The following is a 16,076-nucleotide window of genomic DNA, read 5'->3' as shown; positions in this document are numbered from 1 at the left end:
AAACTAAGAAGTCTGCTCCGGGCAGCGGCAGCTGGCTTGGGGCCGACTGCCCTTTCCGTGATCTTCCGGGCCCTGATGCGGATCCGGCGCAGCACGGCCCGCGAACCTGGGAGCGTCATTCAGGCCAGCCGGTCGTTTGGGTCCGGAGTGACAGGGCGTCCGAGATCCTCGATCGCTGCGGTAATACGTTCGCAGCTGCGCGAGTCCCAGTGCAGGAACGTACGCCTTATCCGTTCACGGTAGGGGGCATGCAGTTTGTCGGGGTCGGGATGGGTGAGCAGCTCAACGGCCTCGTCGACGTCAGCCGCCACGGGTCCCAGTCCGTCCCTGGTGTAGTCGAAGTAACCCTTTCGGTAGACGTGTCCTCCCCCGAAAATCTCTTCGCTGTCCGGCTGCAGGTAGAGAATGCGGGAGCCCGCGTACGCGCCGTCGAACGCGAGGGATGAATGGTCCGTCACCAGAGTGTGCGACTGCACCAGTTCTTTCTGAACTGATATCTCCGAAAACGCCGCGGAGTGAACGTGTCCGGGCAGCTGGAGCAGAGGCACCATGAGTTCCAGTTCCGGGTGAGGCAGGAACAGGACCCGCTGCCCGTGCCGCAGGCAATGGGCCTCCAGCCGGGGAGAGCGCAGCAGCTCGAGCCAGGCACGTCCGTACTCGCTGTTTTCGAAGATCGCCACGCGTGCTGCGTCACAGGAGGCGGCGCTCAGCTCCTTGCCGAGATATTGGCGCCAGGTGGGTGCCACCAGTATGGTGCGGCGGTCTTCCAGCGCGGAGTGAATCGCAGCGTGGTAGAGGGAGTCGTGCCGGGCTAATCCGGTGGGTTTCACTTCGAAGGGAGTCAGGCTGTAGTTGTTGCCGTCGCCCGCAATCGACTCGTGTTCTGCCACCGAGGCCGTAGCCATCAGCGCGATGTCCTTTGAGTTCAGCCACAGGGACATGTCGTCCTTGATCACCCCGTGCTGCAGGTATACGAACCGGGCCTTTCCGCTGCCGAATCTGCGCCGGCTGACCGGAAACTCAATATTGACATTTGCGTGGGATGAAACCTTGTAAACGGCGTTGAGGTACAGCAGCACTGCTTCGTCGGAACCGTAAGCTGCCAGTTTGAAACCCTCGGCGCGCAGCCGCTCCCAGTCCCTGCTCTTCGGATCGAGCAGGAACCAGGCGTTGACGTCGGGCCGGTTGCGCAGCAAGTGGCGGTAGAGGTGTTCGGCGTTGTCGTCGGCCCGTCCAATGCGGTCCATGAGAATCCATGCGTCCCGGTACTGCGAGGCGGCGGGCTCTCGGTGCGCGAGCGCGATGAGCCTGCGGTCAGCGGCTGCACGACGGCGGGACTTGAGGTTCCGTGTCAGCCGGTTCACGTAGCGGCGGGCGCTCGCCAGCACTTCTTCGAATGCTCCGCCGCCGGTCAGGGAACGGCGTACAAGGCGGTTTTCCCGCATTTTCCGCAGCGGGTCGGTGGCCAGTTTTGCCTGTCCTCGTACCGCCTCCGCAGGCACAGCCGGCGGATGGAGCTCAAACCCGGCGAGCTTCTCGGGAACACGTCCGGGCTGCAGTGGCACCCTGCGGTCGGTGGTGACTTCGGCACGGATGCCGTTCAGCGTGAGCTCGGGGGTACACGCGGCGGGCAGAATCAGCACCCGTTCCCGAATCAGCGTTTTGCCGAGGACCTGATGGTCCCGGGTCTTGGCCGCCGCCGGGGCTGAAGGGACACCGTCAAGGTAGATCTTCTCCTCAGGCAGGCTGTCCTGGAACAGATACGCGTACCGCACCGTGCCGCGCTGCCCATCCCGGCGGATTTGCTGGACCACGGGCGGGTGCAGCGCCTGCCCCTTGTAGTAGCTGCGCAGGATGTTGTGGAAGACCCAGCCCTGGCTGACAACACTGAACGTGTCGATGACTTCCACGTCGATAAATGCCATGATCTCTTCGAGCAGCGCATGCATGGACGCCCGCTGAGACGGGGATGCACCGGCCGTCTGGCTGTGCATCCGCTTGTCGTCGATGTAGAACCACACCAGGTCGTAGAGCACCATGTACTGCGCCCAGTGCGGAACGCGTCCAAGCCGGGTCTGAACGGCTCGGAGCATCCCCAGGTACCCGTAGCGCGGGAGCTCGTCATAGGCCCGCGGATCGGCCCAGGTTCCGGCAACCAGCGACGCCCCATGCCTCCGGTTGCGCCGGTATAGATAGCGCGCGTCCGCAACAATTCCCAGGACCGGCTTGCCTGCCGCTGCCAGGTAGCGGCCTATCAGGTTGGAGTCCTCAAACTTGGGGCGGATCCTGCTGTCGAACTCAAGGTTGTTCTCAGCCAGGACCGCCCTGCGCAGGAAGGCGGTTGGGCCATGGAGCTGGATGTACTCCGGATTTGAGTCCAGGCTCACCAGCGCGTTGCCCAGCCGGAACTTCTTCCCGAGCGGATGCGTGTGGCGCATCTCGGTGGTTCCGTCGTTGAACTGCACCAGTCTGGTGGCCAGCAGCTGCGCTTTTCCATGGACATCTCCGGCAAGGAAATTTGCAACCTCACGGAAATAGGCCGGGTGGAAAACATCATCGGGGTCGCAGAACGTTATCCACGCATTTTCTACCAGGTGAAGCCCCGCATTTCGTGCTGCCCCCGGTCCGGCGTTGTCCTGGCGCACCAGCTTCAACCCGGGATGGTGGTCCTTTGCCCAGCGCTCAATGATGGCCGCCGAACCATCCGTTGAGCCGTCGTCGACCACCACGATCTCCAGATCCCGTACCGGGTAGCTTTGGGTCCGCAGGGATTCAAGGAACGCCGGTACATACTCAGCCACGTTGTAGAGGGCCACCACCAATGCGAACTGTCCCTTAGCCACGGATGCCTTCCTTGGTTCCGTCGCTTCGGGATGGGCTGCCAACCGCGGTCAGCAGGGCTTGAGCGGCGGCAGCAGCCGCTGCACCGGCTTCCCTTCCGGCAAACGTGTCTGCGAACGCCTCCACCTTCGAATTGCTGGTCCACGGATTCTTTGCAATTGCAGCCACCAGTTCCGCGGTGTTTGCCGCCGCGACTCCGGGGACGGTCTCCACGTAGTCGAGGTACAGTCCGCGGGCAGCCTGGTAGGCCGCGAGGTCCGGCGCAAGGAAGAACATGGGGCGCCGCAGCACAGCGAAGTCGAACATGGCGGACGAGTAATCCGTCACCAGCGCATCCGCTGCCAGATACAAATCGTTGATGTCCGGGTAATCAGTCACGTCAAGGATGTTGGGGGACGCTGCAACGCGGCGCTGAGCCGCAACGTTGTGGTGTGCGCGGATCAGGAACGTGTATCCGGGGCCCAGGGCACGTGAGGCCAGCTTCATGTCCAGATGCCCCACCCAATCGGGGCGGCCGGCACCGTTGCTGGCAACGTCACGCCACGTGGGGGCATACAGGATCACTTTCTGGCCGGCTCCGATGCCCAGCCTGTCCCGGACGGCGTCGCCCTTTCTTCCTTCCCGAACCAGCGCATCGTTCCTGGGATAACCGGAGGTGAGGATTTCGCCCGTATAGCCCAGCGCTGCAGGAAGGGTTCGCGCTGCAAACTCATTCTGTGCAAGAAGCAGGTCCCACCACTGCGCTTCCCGTTTCATCAGGTCCCGGTATGACAACGAGAGAGTACGGGGCGGGATATCCAGCCCAAGCTTCTTCAACGGTGTTCCGTGCCAGGTCTGCAGGTAGAACTGCCCTGGCGATTTGCGAAAGTACCAGGGGAAATTGTTGTTGTTTACGAGGGCCCGGGTTGTTGCCAGCTTCTCGTACCATTCAGCGGACCCCTGCAGCAGCGGTACCGCGTAGGGCGGTGTGTCCACGGATCTGTCGGCCACCGACCAGTACAGGGGCTCATCGAACCCGGCGGATGCCAGGTAATCCGAGATGGCGCGGGGGCTGTCAGTGCAGTTCTTGCCTCCGAAGCTCTCAAAAAAGATCCCCGGCTGCAGGGACGGTTCCCTTCCGGGAGCAAAGCAGGTGCGGCGCAGTCTATACTGGTGGAAGTCCCCGGCTTCGGAATCAGCCAGCGGAGCCGTGATGCTCACGGCCATTGCTCCGGACGAAGTCCTGAACCCCCTGACGCGGACGGCCGGGGTGAGGAATGAACGGAACGAACGTGAGACTCCCTCCTGGACGGCGACTGGAACATCCCCCGCACCGGCTCCGCTCCCCTTGGCACTCCAGCGCAGCGTGTAGGCGCCCGACGGCGGTGCAGGCGCTTCCTGCCCCCAGGACCGGAAGGCCAGTGGGAAGCTCAGCAGCACTCCATCCTGTACCGCATCGGTTTCCGCCGGTATCCGGTGGCGGGCGGTGACGAGGGCATAGGAAGCTCCCGGGGCTCCCCCTGAAACCTTGATCTGCAAACTCCCGTGGGGACCTGCGGCCAGGGATTCCGCGGCGGGGGTACCTGTCCTTCTGGCGCTCGCTGCCGATGGGGCAGGAACGGCCACGGCGCGTTCCAGCAAATGTCCGCCCACTTCGAGCCGCACAGTGAGTTCCGCCGTCGGGCCGGGCAGCTCAACGGCGAAGGCGGCGTCCGCGTGGCTGCAGTTGCGGTCGCCTGAGATCAGGTCCAGATGCGGATTATGCATCCGCTGGACAGGCAGCGCCTTGAATCCATCCGTTCCCGTCGTGCCCACGGCGAGCACTGCTTCGGTACCCGCCAGCTCGGCGTTGCGAAAGTAGGCATACCCCTCAACCCGGAACAAACCGTTCTCCTGTTCCTGCGGCGGGTCGGCGGAAACCACAAGTTCAAGGATGGACGGATCGACGTGAAGCAAGCTGGCTGGAACCGGCGCGTCCAGGCTGGCGAGGAACGCCGGGCGGGCTGTGATGGTCCTCCCGTCGAACACCAGGGGCGTGGCTGTTCCGTTGTTGATCCTGTCGACGAGTGCCAGTGTCAGCTCGTCCCGGCGGCCGGCTGATGCCAGGTACGCCAGGACACGGGCCTGCGGGTCTATTCGGTCCAGCTCCTGCCGGCTTCCCTGCAGCAGATTGGTTGCGCCTTCGCTCAGCATCGCCCAATACTCATTAGAGGCATCTGCTGCCTGTTCCAGATACGGAATTAGGTCCGCACCTGCCACCCGCCGCTGCCAGGCCGCCACGGCAGCCTCCGGCGCTCCTTCGGACAGGAGTTCCCGGACGCGTTCGGTGACGAGCAGACGGTCGCGCAGATCCTCGATCAGGTGCTTCTCCTGGGTCAGGGAGGAACCGTCTTCCCGTATTCGCCACGAGTAAACCGTGTCCGCCAGGACGTCGAAGGAAGCTGCCTGCAGATAGGCCCGTGCCGTGGTCTCCTGGTCCTCATAGCGGGTCTGTTCGGGGATGCTGCCCACCTCGCGGTCCCAGAACGGGCGCTGGAACATCTTGTTCCAAAGAAACACGTCATCAATGATCTCCGGGAGGTCCCGGAGGGTGGCCCCTGTGCGCCGCTCCTGATGCAGCCGGTCCGCGAGCTGCACCGACGTGCGGTGGTTGCCCCGGATACGTCCGTAGGAGCCGACGCAGAAGTCAGATTTAGTCTGTGCCAGGCTGGCGGCCATGCTCTCGTACGCATGGAACGGAACGACGTCGTCCGCGTCAGCAAATGCGAGCAGGCTTCCGCGGGAAGCCCTGATGCCGATGTTCCTCGCGCAGCCGGGTCCGGCATTGCGGCCGCGAATGAGTTTGATGCGGCGGTCATAGCGTGCGTAGCCTGCCGCGATGCGGGCACTCGGGTCAGTTGAGCCGTCATCCACCAGAATGATTTCCAGCCGGGAATAGGATTGGCCCACCAGGCTGCGGAGACAGCGGTCCAGATACGGCGCCACGTTGTGGAACGGGACGATGACGCTCACCAGCCCATAGTCGGGTTCCCGGAAGCGGATGCTGAGATGTCTTGCCCGTTTTAGGCGGGCGCGCAGGGCGGGGTGGAGCGAGGAAGCGAGCCACTCCCATATCTGACCAGTGCGGCCCACCGACCGCATCCTGCTCGACAGCTCCCCCACGCCGCTCCCCCGGTAACCGACGGATTCAGTTCCAGATACGCCCGTGCGCTTCCACCGAACCCGATCCTCGTTGAGGGCCGAAATTAGGGGAGAAATTAGGCCTCGTAAATAAGTAATTTGCTCCGGGTTTGCTCGTCTTTTACCCCTGGAGGCCTTCTGCACCAAAGTGGTGCCGCGGCGAGGGTATCACTCACAGAAATCGACGAAGCACAAGAGTAATGCCGGATCAGCTAGAATTGGCGGACACTCAACCAGTCGCACTTTTATGGGGTACCGCTTTGCCACTCGTTATGCCTATCTACGGAACACGTCCCGAAGCCATCAAAATGGCGCCTATCGTCGCCGCTCTTCAGGACTCGGCATCGCTGGACCACTTCACCGCGGTTACTGGCCAGCACCGCTCCATGCTGGATCAGGTGAACAGCCTCTTTGGGATCGTGCCCGACCACGATCTGAACATTTTCTCTCCCGGTCAAACGCTCAACGGCATCCTGACCAAGACCATCGAGGGCCTCGATAAGCTCTTCAGTGTGAACCGGCCCGACGCCGTAGTTGTGCAGGGCGACACCACCACGTCAACAGCCGGTGCCATCGCTGCGTTCTACCACAGCATCCCCGTGGTCCACGCAGAAGCGGGCCTGCGCAGCGGCGACCTTTTCTCGCCGTTCCCGGAGGAAGCAAACCGCAAAATCACGTCCCAGATCGCCAGCCTTCATTTGGCGCCCACCAGCACCAGCCGCGCAAATCTCCTGAAGGAAAACATCCCTTCAGCGGACATCGTCGTCACCGGAAACACGGTCATCGACGCCCTCTTTATGACCGTTGACAAGAAGGTACCTTTCACGGATCCGGCGCTCGAGGAGCTCGCTGCCAAGGGCGAAAAGATTCTCCTGGTCACCACCCACCGCCGGGAGAACCAGGGCGAGGCCATGCGCGGCGTCGGACGTGCTCTGGCCCGCATTGCGGACGCAGAACCCGATCTGATGATCGTGGTACCGCTCCACAAGAATCCGGTGGTCCGTGCAGCAGTCATGCCTGCGATTGAAGGCAAAAAGAACATCCTGGTGGTTGAGCCGCTGCCCTACGGCGAATTCACCCGCATGCTCTCCATGTCCCACCTGGTCCTCACCGATTCAGGCGGAGTCCAGGAAGAAGCCCCCAGCCTCGGCAAGCCCGTCCTGGTGATGCGGGAAAACACCGAGCGGCCCGAGGCTGTTGTCGCCGGCACCGTCAAGCTCATCGGCACGGACGAGGACCGTATCGTGAGCGAGGTGGACCAGCTGCTCAATGACCAGGCGCACTTCGATTCGATGGCCAACGCTGTTAACCCCTACGGCGACGGCAAGGCGGCAGCCCGGACTGTGGCCGCCATCGAGCAGATGCTGGGAGTTGGGTCGCGGATCGCTGACTTCGGGGATGCCTAAAATCCGGGTTCTGGTTTACGGCAGCGAGGCTGCCGTAAACCTCCTCGCTACTTATAGTGACAACGCGGTCCGTGCGGGATACGTAGCTCGCCAGTCGTTGATTAGCGCCATGAACGGTGCCAGCAGCGTTGACCTCACTGCCCTGCCAAGCCTGACCTCTGCTGCTTCACGTGTCTTGATGGATGACGCGCGATCCTCCTTGACCGACGAACTCGTAGTCAAGTCAGGGCAATTGGACTGTGTGCTGTGGGACTTGGCAGATGAACGATTCGGTGTCTACCGGCTCACTGACGGAACCTATCTGACCGCGTCGCCGCACCTAGCCAAGACCTCCGTGCGGGGCGCCCAGATCACCCGTCACGTCAGGTTTGGTACGCGGGAGCACTTAGCGCTGTGGAAAACCGCCGCTGACGGGTTGATAGCCCTGTTGGGGACGCTTGGGTTGCACTCTAGGACGTTCACCTTGAAGCTGCCTCCGGCGGCCCACTCTCAGAAAGCCCCTGGAGCCAGTCAGCGCCTGCACGGGCGTGCCCGCGCCATCGCTTATGCACCCTACTATCGACACCTGCGGCGGCGCGGAATTGCGGTTCTCGATGCCAAACCGAACATAGCGATGACCAAAGGAGCCCGCGGCGAGCCCGCGCCCAGCATAGGGGACCAGCATTATCACGACCTCGCCGCGCAGCTCGCGGCCGCTTTGAAAAACCGCAGCTCTGAAAAGCCCAGGCATTGGAACTGGGATGCCCAGCATCAGGCACCAGTGCTCTGCTGGAGTGATCCTGATCAGTTGGATGTCCGTATTGAGGGACGTACAGAACACGTTATCGTTCCCCGGCCGGGGACTGGGGAGAAGTATCCAATTCGCTTCCTGGTGCAGAATACAGGCGCCGATACCCTGCTGGTCGTTAGTCACGGGGCACTTGCACGCGCGAAATATGAGGTTCCCCGATTCGAGTTCCTGTCTACATTGCAGTCCAGGGGCGAGAATCTTCTTTTTCTTTCCGACGGCGCGCTGGAGGCCTACCCGGAACTCGAGCTGGCCTGGTTCACAGGAGATGCGGAAGATGATCTCACTGCGCGCTACAGTTCAACGGTCAGAGCCGTGGCAGAGCAGTTGGACGCCAAGAAGATTCTGTTTGTTGGCGGGTCAGGCGGGGGTTTCGCCTCTGTCAACCTCGCGGCCTCCGTCGAAGGATCCCGCACCCTGGCTTTTAACCCACAGACAGATATCCGTAAATACTGGGCTAAATCCGTTCTCACGTACCAGCGCACTCTTTTTCCGGAGATGAACTCCCCCGAAGAGCTAAGCCATCTCCAAGAGCGCGTTAGTCTGGTTCACAGAGTCTCCACCAGTGCGCCAGGGACCTATCAGGTAATCTACGTCCAGAATGACGATGATGCATTTCATATCGAAAAGCATCTCAAGCCTTTTGCCAAACAACTGGGGATGACCCCCACAACGTCTGTCTCAGCGAATGGGAACGTGCAACTCATTGTTGAGCCATTTGCCGTCGGCCACAACATGCCGTACCGAAGTGTTCTCAACCCACTGATTGACTACGCTTTGCATGATTGGGGAGAAAAACTCAACCCCTGGAACAAGCAGCAATACGAGCGCTTAGATCTTTCTGCACAATGACGGGAAAACTTCCAGTATGAGCTCCAAGCAGCCCCGGCTATTACTCTGGGCAGACATGATTTTTTGTGATGCGGAGACGGATCAGGAGATCATAAAAGCATATTTGAACCGCTTTAGCAGAACGTTGGCCTCCATAGGCGAACAATCGCCGCTATCCGACGGCACTGACATGCAGATAGTCATCCACGTCTCTAGGGACAAGAGTGCTTATCTTCCGGCCCTCGAACTGTCAATCAACCGCATGGACTCCTTGACACGGGCAATCACCCGCATCCATCTTTATGACCACCCGAGCGGCGGATACGACGCTCCGCCTACTTCCCACGTTGACAAACTGAAGAACCCAAATAAACAGCCAGGAAGAAGGGAGGCCCTTTTCGCGTCGGCTTCTAAGTATCTGCGTCTCGATCAATACGATGCCTTAATCCGAGTATCTATGGACGACGACGACCTGCTGCACCCAGACCACTTTGAGCAAATCAATCTAATCGCCCGTAAAGTTCTCTGCAGTACCCCGCAGTCAGTCAGCGCCGTCGGCATGTACCGCCAGTTTCTGGCCTATGTCCGACCAGAAGGTGTAACACTCGAAAACGTATCATTCAGACGGTGCATACCCGGGAACAAGTTCTTTGTGATTCCCCGCGCCCACTATGAGACGCTCGAAGCCTACAGCCCTTGGGGAATTCCGGAGTTCATTGACCAAGAAGCGGAAGATCTGTTCAGCCAGCGAGGCATAGTCTTAACTTTAGTCCGCAACAATGAGCCAACCTTCGTATATATGAGACGTGGGTCCAACCTGTCGCAGGACAATAAGTCAGCCTATATAGACAACCTCGAGGGGAGACTGCAGTTTCAGGACGAAGATGAATTACATGATTTCGTAGCCAACCAGTCGAATGACCTGACGTACTCGCCGGATCTCGCCCCACTGGCGCGTGAATTCCGCTTGACAGTCAGCCGCTCCCCAGGCGGCAGGGCCGTAGTGGCCGCCAACCTCGAGAAAATGTTCGGCCAAGATGCGATGATCGCCTACTATCTGGTGAAGGGGGCTGAACGGCTTGAGACCCTTTGGTACTCCCGCGAAGAGGTGGTTGTCTTCAAAGATGTTCCCCCTGGCTGCTCCGTCCGGGCGTTCGTCCGTTTGGGGGACGAGATCATCCATAGGAAAGCCGTTCGAATCTGGGGATAAGCAGTTCCCAGCACCCCGAAGATGGTCGTTTCAGTTGTCCCGGGGTGCGAGAATCCTCGTATCGAAGGTACGAAGGCCGCCGGAACCATCTGAGGCCCTGCGTGTAACCGTCGCCCAAACGCTCTGTCCGTCCGGAACCTCAGTCCGGAAGTACGTCGGAGTGTGCGAGGACATCAGGGGCAAGGCACCTTGTTCGGTCTTGAAAACCGCGGAGACAACCTCACCCGGCGGTACCCAGACCTTAAGCTGGACTTCATTGCCCGCTGCCCCATTCCGCCATTCAAACTGGTAAGGAATGAGAGACCTTCGCCTGGCGGGATCGTCGCCGGAGCGAAGCACGTCGCCCACATAGGGCGAGAATGCCCGGCCAATGTCCTGATGAGTGAGATCTTTAACCACCAGCACGGTGGCATCCAGGTTCTCCCGCTCGGCAAATTCCATGAAGGGACGGACATGGATCTTAAGATGGCTGTCATTTTCACCAACCAGGATGGAGACTGATGTGTCACGGCTGGATTCTCCCAGCGATTCAGGGATCAGCCGGTCAAGCCAAGCTACCGACTCTTGGTCATCAGCTCCTGCGATGAACGAGAGGATATGGGGCGCCGCACCCTTGAGGTAGGAACCGGGCAGGTACTGGGGCGCTCCAGCAACAACGCGGCCGGCGCCGAGCCTGAGCCCATGGGCGATTGCGGCCGTCCCTCCTTTGGAGGTCCCCAACATGGTGATATCCATGCGATCCACGCCGAGCTGCCGGGCTGTTTCCGCAATAAACTCCTGCACAGCGTTGAATATCGTCCGGTCCCGGTGATCCGCAAAATAGTACGAGCCCTGGGACCCGAAGTTGTCGAGAATATACAGCCGATAGGCGTCCACGTTCTTTAGGGATGAGCGGTAGTTATAGGTGAAGTCGTACGGAGCGCCTATCGCCGAAAACGCTACACATAATTTGGAGCGTCCCGCTCCCGAGACAGGCTCTTCCAGCAAATACGTGAGGTGACGCTCCCCCTGCCATACCGCCCAACCTGCAGCCGGGCTCGAGACACCGCGGGGTACGAGAAGACCTTCCTTGTTTTGAACATGCAGTCTTAGATCGGTGCACGCAGTCAACGTGACTCTTTGCTGCTGCCTCAGAACACGAGATGACCGGTTGCCTGGCCGGTCCCCTGCGAGCGTTGCGGGCCCGTCCGCCTCTATTCGTATTTCGCCAAGGTGTGCCCTTTTCCTGTCCAGGAGGACGAATGAATGTCCGTGCACTTCGACATCATAGGGCTTGGGAATAGTCCAGGAGAGACTGAAGGATCTGCCTTCGGTGGTTGCCCTGACCGTGTAGCCGGCGTCGGTTTGATTCGCACTCCAACCATCATCGGGATTAGACCTCCCGGTTAAAGGACGGGTCAAGATACGCCGGGCGGCCATTTCCCCGAGCGCCCCAAATGTTGCCTGCGCGATGCCCCGGACCCTCATGCCTGGTGGTCACCCAAGATGACGCTGGTTAGCGCAGGCAGCACCTTCTTTGAAGACAAGTGCTCGCTGACCCACGAACTCGCCTCAGCACCGTGGCGCTTCCATTCCTCGGTGGTTCTGGTCGCCCTAAGTATGTACGCCGCCATTTCGGGCACGGATGGGAACAGCCACGAGTCGGGGTAGATCTGGTCCGAGCCAGGCCAAGCCAAGCTCACAGGTGCGGCGCCGCTGGCTCCCCCGTCAGCAAGGGTCATATGAAAAGACTCGAATTCGCTGACTGAGAGGACCACACCGATATCGCGGTACCATCGGCTCATGTCAGGGCCATGCCCGTCAAAGGTGACGGCTCCGCGGAGCAAGGCATCGGCTTCGATGCGCTGGTACTGGGACTCGTAATACGCCATTTCGTCGGGCCTTGCACTCATCCAGGTGTAGTCTTCGGGCCGTTTGCCCTTGATGCGGAGCCGGTAACGCGGATCGACGGCACGAAGCGCTGCCAGCAGATCCAGAGCCCTGTCCAAACCTTTCTGGGCCGGCACTATCCCCACTAGGCCCAAAGTGAACCGCGCGTCATCATCCTTGGGCACGGCCAATTCCAGTGCCTCCACCGGGTTAGGCAGAACAATCGACTTCGCCAGGGATATACCCAAATCCCTTACGGCGATGTTCTTCACGTGCTCCCCAACAAAGATGAACTTCTCGACCCGGTCCGTGTTTATCATCTTTGGATAATCAGTGAAAAGTTCTTGGGAATGGAACCGCGACACCAGGCGCTGATGCTCGTGCAGGTTCTTGGAATACCAAACCGCGTTTCCCAGCGTCCACTCTGTGAATACAACATCAGCCTTGGACAGCTTTTGTCTGCTGAGCTCCTCATCATGCTGATTGTGCCCCTGCCACGAATCCAGGATTACCGTATGTCCCTCGGACTCAAGGGACCGGATGATACCGCTGGTGAACTTCAGGTCATGACCGGCTATGAGAATGGTCGTGTCTGGTCGCTGCCTGACGGAAACCCGCGGCTGCGCAGCAGGGAGTGTATCTATCGCCGGATACCGGCGAAATACAACCTTCCCGTTTATCCGGTCCACTCCATGAACCGTTGATGACAGCTTGGGGGAGCCCTCAGGAGCGGTTCCATAGCGCAACAGGCCTTCGCCGACACCGCTGCCGTTTTCGGCGGAAATCCCGATCTCGGACCATTCGCCGAAAGTTGTCGCCGTCAGAAGATCTTCGAAAACTGTTCTGTCCGTTCCCTCCCCCGGCATCTCGCCTATCCATCGGATGCCCTGGCGTTCGAGCATTGCGGGGGTCGCTTCCGACTCCGTAAGGAAGTCCAGGCCGCTTCCTTCCAGCGCGTAGTGGTCAGGGATGATTACCACTGTCGGCCTAATTGTCTGAGCAGCCAAAAGACGCAGCGCGTCCGGACTCGGGTCATTGAGCCGTACCGCATACCGTGGCGGTTCCGGTGCACGGACCACCATACCGGCGCAGCGAAGCATATAGGCCAGGCGATGGGCAGCGGTGTGCCCACGATGGATTAGCCGGTAACCAAGCCAGGCGTCACGCAGTCTCACTGTTTCGTTCTTCATCCAGCGGCTGAGGACAGCGTGTGCTTCCTCCGAATTGGCGACGGTATGGACCAGACCGGCCATGACGTTCGTGACGCCTTCGCCTTTTCCACTGAGGACAACGGAACCCGAAGCGGCAATCTCCGCGACCCGGCGGGAGAACATTGTCGGAGAGGCGTCCACGGAATTGACGTTCACGTGGACCGGGTGTGCCTTGTATGCCTTTACCATTTCCAGATAAGGCAGCCCTCCTCGAACAAACGGTCCCAGACTGGACGGAAAGCGATAAGGGCTGTCTTCGTTGAGATGCTGTCGATCATAGATGGCCAGCCCAAACGGCTTGGCTGCTGACAGGATTGCTGCCAGCTCCGCGGAGCGAGCTGGGTACCGATCGCCATAATACGAACCGGCATAGGCGACAGTGTGTTCGTACGGGTAGTCGGTGGGGAGAGGGTTGTGGAGTTTTGGCTGGGAGTAGAACGGAAGCGAAGCAACCGTTCGGTTGCGGCTGCTGGACTCGGCGTACCGTGCGATGCATCCAGAGTCTGTGGTGAATACATGGTCGAAGATTTCGGCCGTCCGCTTGAACCGGTTGAAGTGGACGGGATCTTCCTTGTTCCAGAAGATCGTTGGGATGGACTGCTCGTTACAGAAGGCGATTATCCCGCGGAGGTCGCTGAAGCGCTCCTCATCGTAGTAGCCGACCTTCTGCTTCCACTTCCCGTCTACCCCTTCCCAGGCAGATTCAACAAGCAGCACGTCAATTGGGCTTTGCGTGAGCTGGTCCCGCCAGGCACCGGGCAGCAGTTCGGTCAGCTGCACTTCGGGGCGGAGTCCCTCAGTGGTAAAGGAGTCGGCTATGACCCCGACAGAGATCTGCTTCAGGTCTCTTTGATCGGGCAGCGCAGGCTGTTCGCCATGAAGAAGCGGCAAAAGCGAATCACTCATGGTCCGGGCTATGTCGCCCCACTGGCGTGACCGGACGACCCAAAGCCTCGCTCGTTTCCCCAGTTCCTCGCGAAGAGCCTTGTTAGTCAGAAGCTTGGCAAGCTGATCGGCCAGCGGTACCGGGTTGGCCGGCTCAGCCAGCAACGCCCGCCCCTGGTCCGCGCCCGCAAACTCACGGAGGGGTGCAAGGTCGGTCAGCACCATGGCTTTCCCTGCGGCCATGGCTTCCAATGGTTTCAAAGGTGAAACCAGTTCGGTAACCGGAAGACGAAGACGGGGACACGGCATGACGTCGAAAACGCTTACGTAATCAGGTACTTTGGTGGCCTCAACCCTGCCCGTGAAGGTAACTCTGTCCCCCAGTCCCAGACTGTCAGTGCGGGCCACGAGGTGCGGCAATTCTGGCCCGTCTCCCACGATGACTGCATGGAAATCAATGCCCCGGTCCCGAAGCAGGGCAACCGCGCCCAATAGATCAGAGAGTCCTTCGTAATGGACCAAACTCCCTGCATATCCAATGACCGGAACACCGGTTGGCAGACCAAGGTCGAGGCGGAGTTCGTCCGACGCCGGCATCGGAGTAAACCGGTCAGTGTCCACGCCATTTGGCAACAGCTGGATTTTTTCCCGTTCGACCCCACGGCGAACCAGCTCTTCCCGGACCTGCTCCGTGATCGCAAAGACAATGTCAGCGTTGGACGCTACAAGGGTCTCTAGCCTCTTTGCCAACTGGAAACGTTCGGACTTTTCCCAGCCCGGTTTCTCGGAGGCCTCAGTAATTTCCCACAGCCCCCGTACCTCATAGGAGAACGGCAGACCAAGGCGACGGGCTGCCAGCAACGCCGGCAGGGCTGTCACATGGTTCGAAGCCGAGTGAATAGCGGCGACTCTTGCCCGCTGGGCTTCCCGCACGTACACGTCAGCAGCTTCCAGCCAATAACGGTCCAGCGGCTGGTTGCTCCAGGAAGGTCCAGGGGTGAAAACGTGCTCCACGCCAAGGACGTCCCTCGTAAAACGCGTCACGGGCGGTTTTGGTTGGTCCACCGGCACGTCCCAGGGGTAGCCGGGACGGGCAACCACCCGAACATCGACACCCTGCTTCAGGAAACCCTGGACGAGCTCAGCAGTTCTCGTCGAGTAGCCGTTGCTGTTGAAGTGCCCGGTGCTGTGGGCACAGTACATGACCCGCCCACGTTCAATTAGGTACCCGGCGTTGGGCTGTCTGGGAGCGATGTCCGGTTCTCTGCGCCACAACCGCTCCTGGCCGAGCACTGCTTCCACAGTCCTCCGGCCAGGAGCATCCAGTGATTCGAGAGCATCCGCATGTTCCCGGATAAGCGCAGCTGGTGCCTGAATCTCTCCGAGAACATAGTAGTAATGCGCGACGGCACGGAGGATATTGGCCGCGGACGGTTCCTTCCGCACATCGGACAGCAACTCCTCCAACCGGATTTCCCGCTCCATGCGCTGCTCTCCGGGCCATCCCGGTTCGGAAGGCCCCGGTGCTTGTGCCAACGTGCGTCCTTCCGCGTTTTGCGGGACCGGGTGCTTCAGCGACTGTGCCTGACCAGCCGGGCGGACCTTCCGGATCGGCGCAAGCATCGCCTTTCCGAGACGCAGACTCGCAGAGCGGCGCAGCTTGGTCAGCTCGGTCTTCAGCCGCTGGACCTCGCTTCTGGCAGTTTGCAGTTCGGAACGCAGCTGATCCGATTCGGCACGCACCTCGAGGAACTCCCGTTGTAGCGTGCGGAGCGCCAAAGCGTCCTCCTGGCCGCGTGCAACCGTCTCCTCATACAGAGCCAGGAGGCCATCCATATCCGAGGGGTAATTCTGGCGCCGGGCCAACGCGGCAGCCG

General features: G+C 60.5%; 7 protein-coding genes. 3 read left to right on the top strand and 4 right to left on the bottom strand.

Features of this window, described 5'->3' with window-relative positions:
- Positions 1 to 119: 119 nt before the first annotated feature.
- Together AO716_RS10350 and AO716_RS10345 are read right to left on the bottom strand one after the other, a co-directional pair.
- Positions 120 to 2,843, bottom strand: coding sequence for a glycosyltransferase (locus AO716_RS10350; RefSeq protein WP_055240791.1), 2,724 nt, complete (start codon positions 2,841 to 2,843; stop codon positions 120 to 122).
- The gene (locus AO716_RS10345) at positions 2,836 to 5,832 is read right to left on the bottom strand and encodes a CDP-glycerol glycerophosphotransferase family protein (protein ID WP_055240790.1); all 2,997 of its coding nucleotides are present in this window, start codon (positions 5,830 to 5,832) and stop codon (positions 2,836 to 2,838) included. Before AO716_RS10345 ends, AO716_RS10350 begins: the two co-directional genes overlap by 8 nt.
- 440 nt (positions 5,833 to 6,272) lie before the next feature.
- Between AO716_RS10345 and wecB the strand changes: the two genes are divergently transcribed.
- From wecB to AO716_RS10330, 3 genes are read left to right on the top strand one after another with little or no spacing between them, the layout of a single operon-like run.
- Positions 6,273 to 7,406, top strand: a complete 1,134-nt coding sequence (wecB, locus tag AO716_RS10340) for a non-hydrolyzing UDP-N-acetylglucosamine 2-epimerase (RefSeq protein WP_321164367.1) — start codon at positions 6,273 to 6,275, stop codon at positions 7,404 to 7,406.
- Positions 7,399 to 9,045, top strand: coding sequence for a DUF6270 domain-containing protein (locus AO716_RS10335; protein ID WP_055240788.1), 1,647 nt, complete (start codon positions 7,399 to 7,401; stop codon positions 9,043 to 9,045). The genes wecB and AO716_RS10335 overlap by 8 nt, the downstream gene beginning before the upstream one ends.
- Positions 9,046 to 9,061: 16 nt before the next feature.
- Positions 9,062 to 10,234, top strand: coding sequence for a hypothetical protein (locus AO716_RS10330; RefSeq protein ID WP_055240787.1), 1,173 nt, complete (start codon positions 9,062 to 9,064; stop codon positions 10,232 to 10,234).
- A 30-nt stretch (positions 10,235 to 10,264) separates the two neighbouring features.
- Here the strand turns inward: AO716_RS10330 and AO716_RS10325 are convergent, their stop codons facing one another.
- Both AO716_RS10325 and AO716_RS10320 read right to left on the bottom strand, forming a co-directional pair.
- Entirely contained in the window at positions 10,265 to 11,110 is an 846-nt protein-coding gene (locus AO716_RS10325) for a hypothetical protein (protein ID WP_055240786.1), read from the bottom strand.
- A 587-nt stretch (positions 11,111 to 11,697) separates the two neighbouring features.
- On the bottom strand, positions 11,698 to 16,065 hold the full coding sequence (locus AO716_RS10320) for a glycosyltransferase (RefSeq protein ID WP_160317927.1): 4,368 nt from the start codon (positions 16,063 to 16,065) through the stop codon (positions 11,698 to 11,700).
- Positions 16,066 to 16,076 lie beyond the last annotated feature (11 nt).

It is taken from the genome of Arthrobacter sp. Edens01, assembly GCF_001307035.1.
GTDB lineage: Bacteria > Actinomycetota > Actinomycetes > Actinomycetales > Micrococcaceae > Arthrobacter_B.
Note: the sequence above shows the minus strand (reverse complement) of the source record. Positions and strands in the feature narration are given on the sequence as shown.

Excerpts from the sequence above, each read along its gene's own strand:
- wecB (WP_321164367.1), top strand. The coding sequence starts at position 6,273 with ATGCCTATCTACGGAACACGTCCCGAAGCCATCAAAATGGCGCCTATC.
- AO716_RS10335 (WP_055240788.1), top strand. The coding sequence starts at position 7,399 with ATGCCTAAAATCCGGGTTCTGGTTTACGGCAGCGAGGCTGCCGTAAAC.
- AO716_RS10330 (WP_055240787.1), top strand. The coding sequence starts at position 9,062 with ATGAGCTCCAAGCAGCCCCGGCTATTACTCTGGGCAGACATGATTTTT.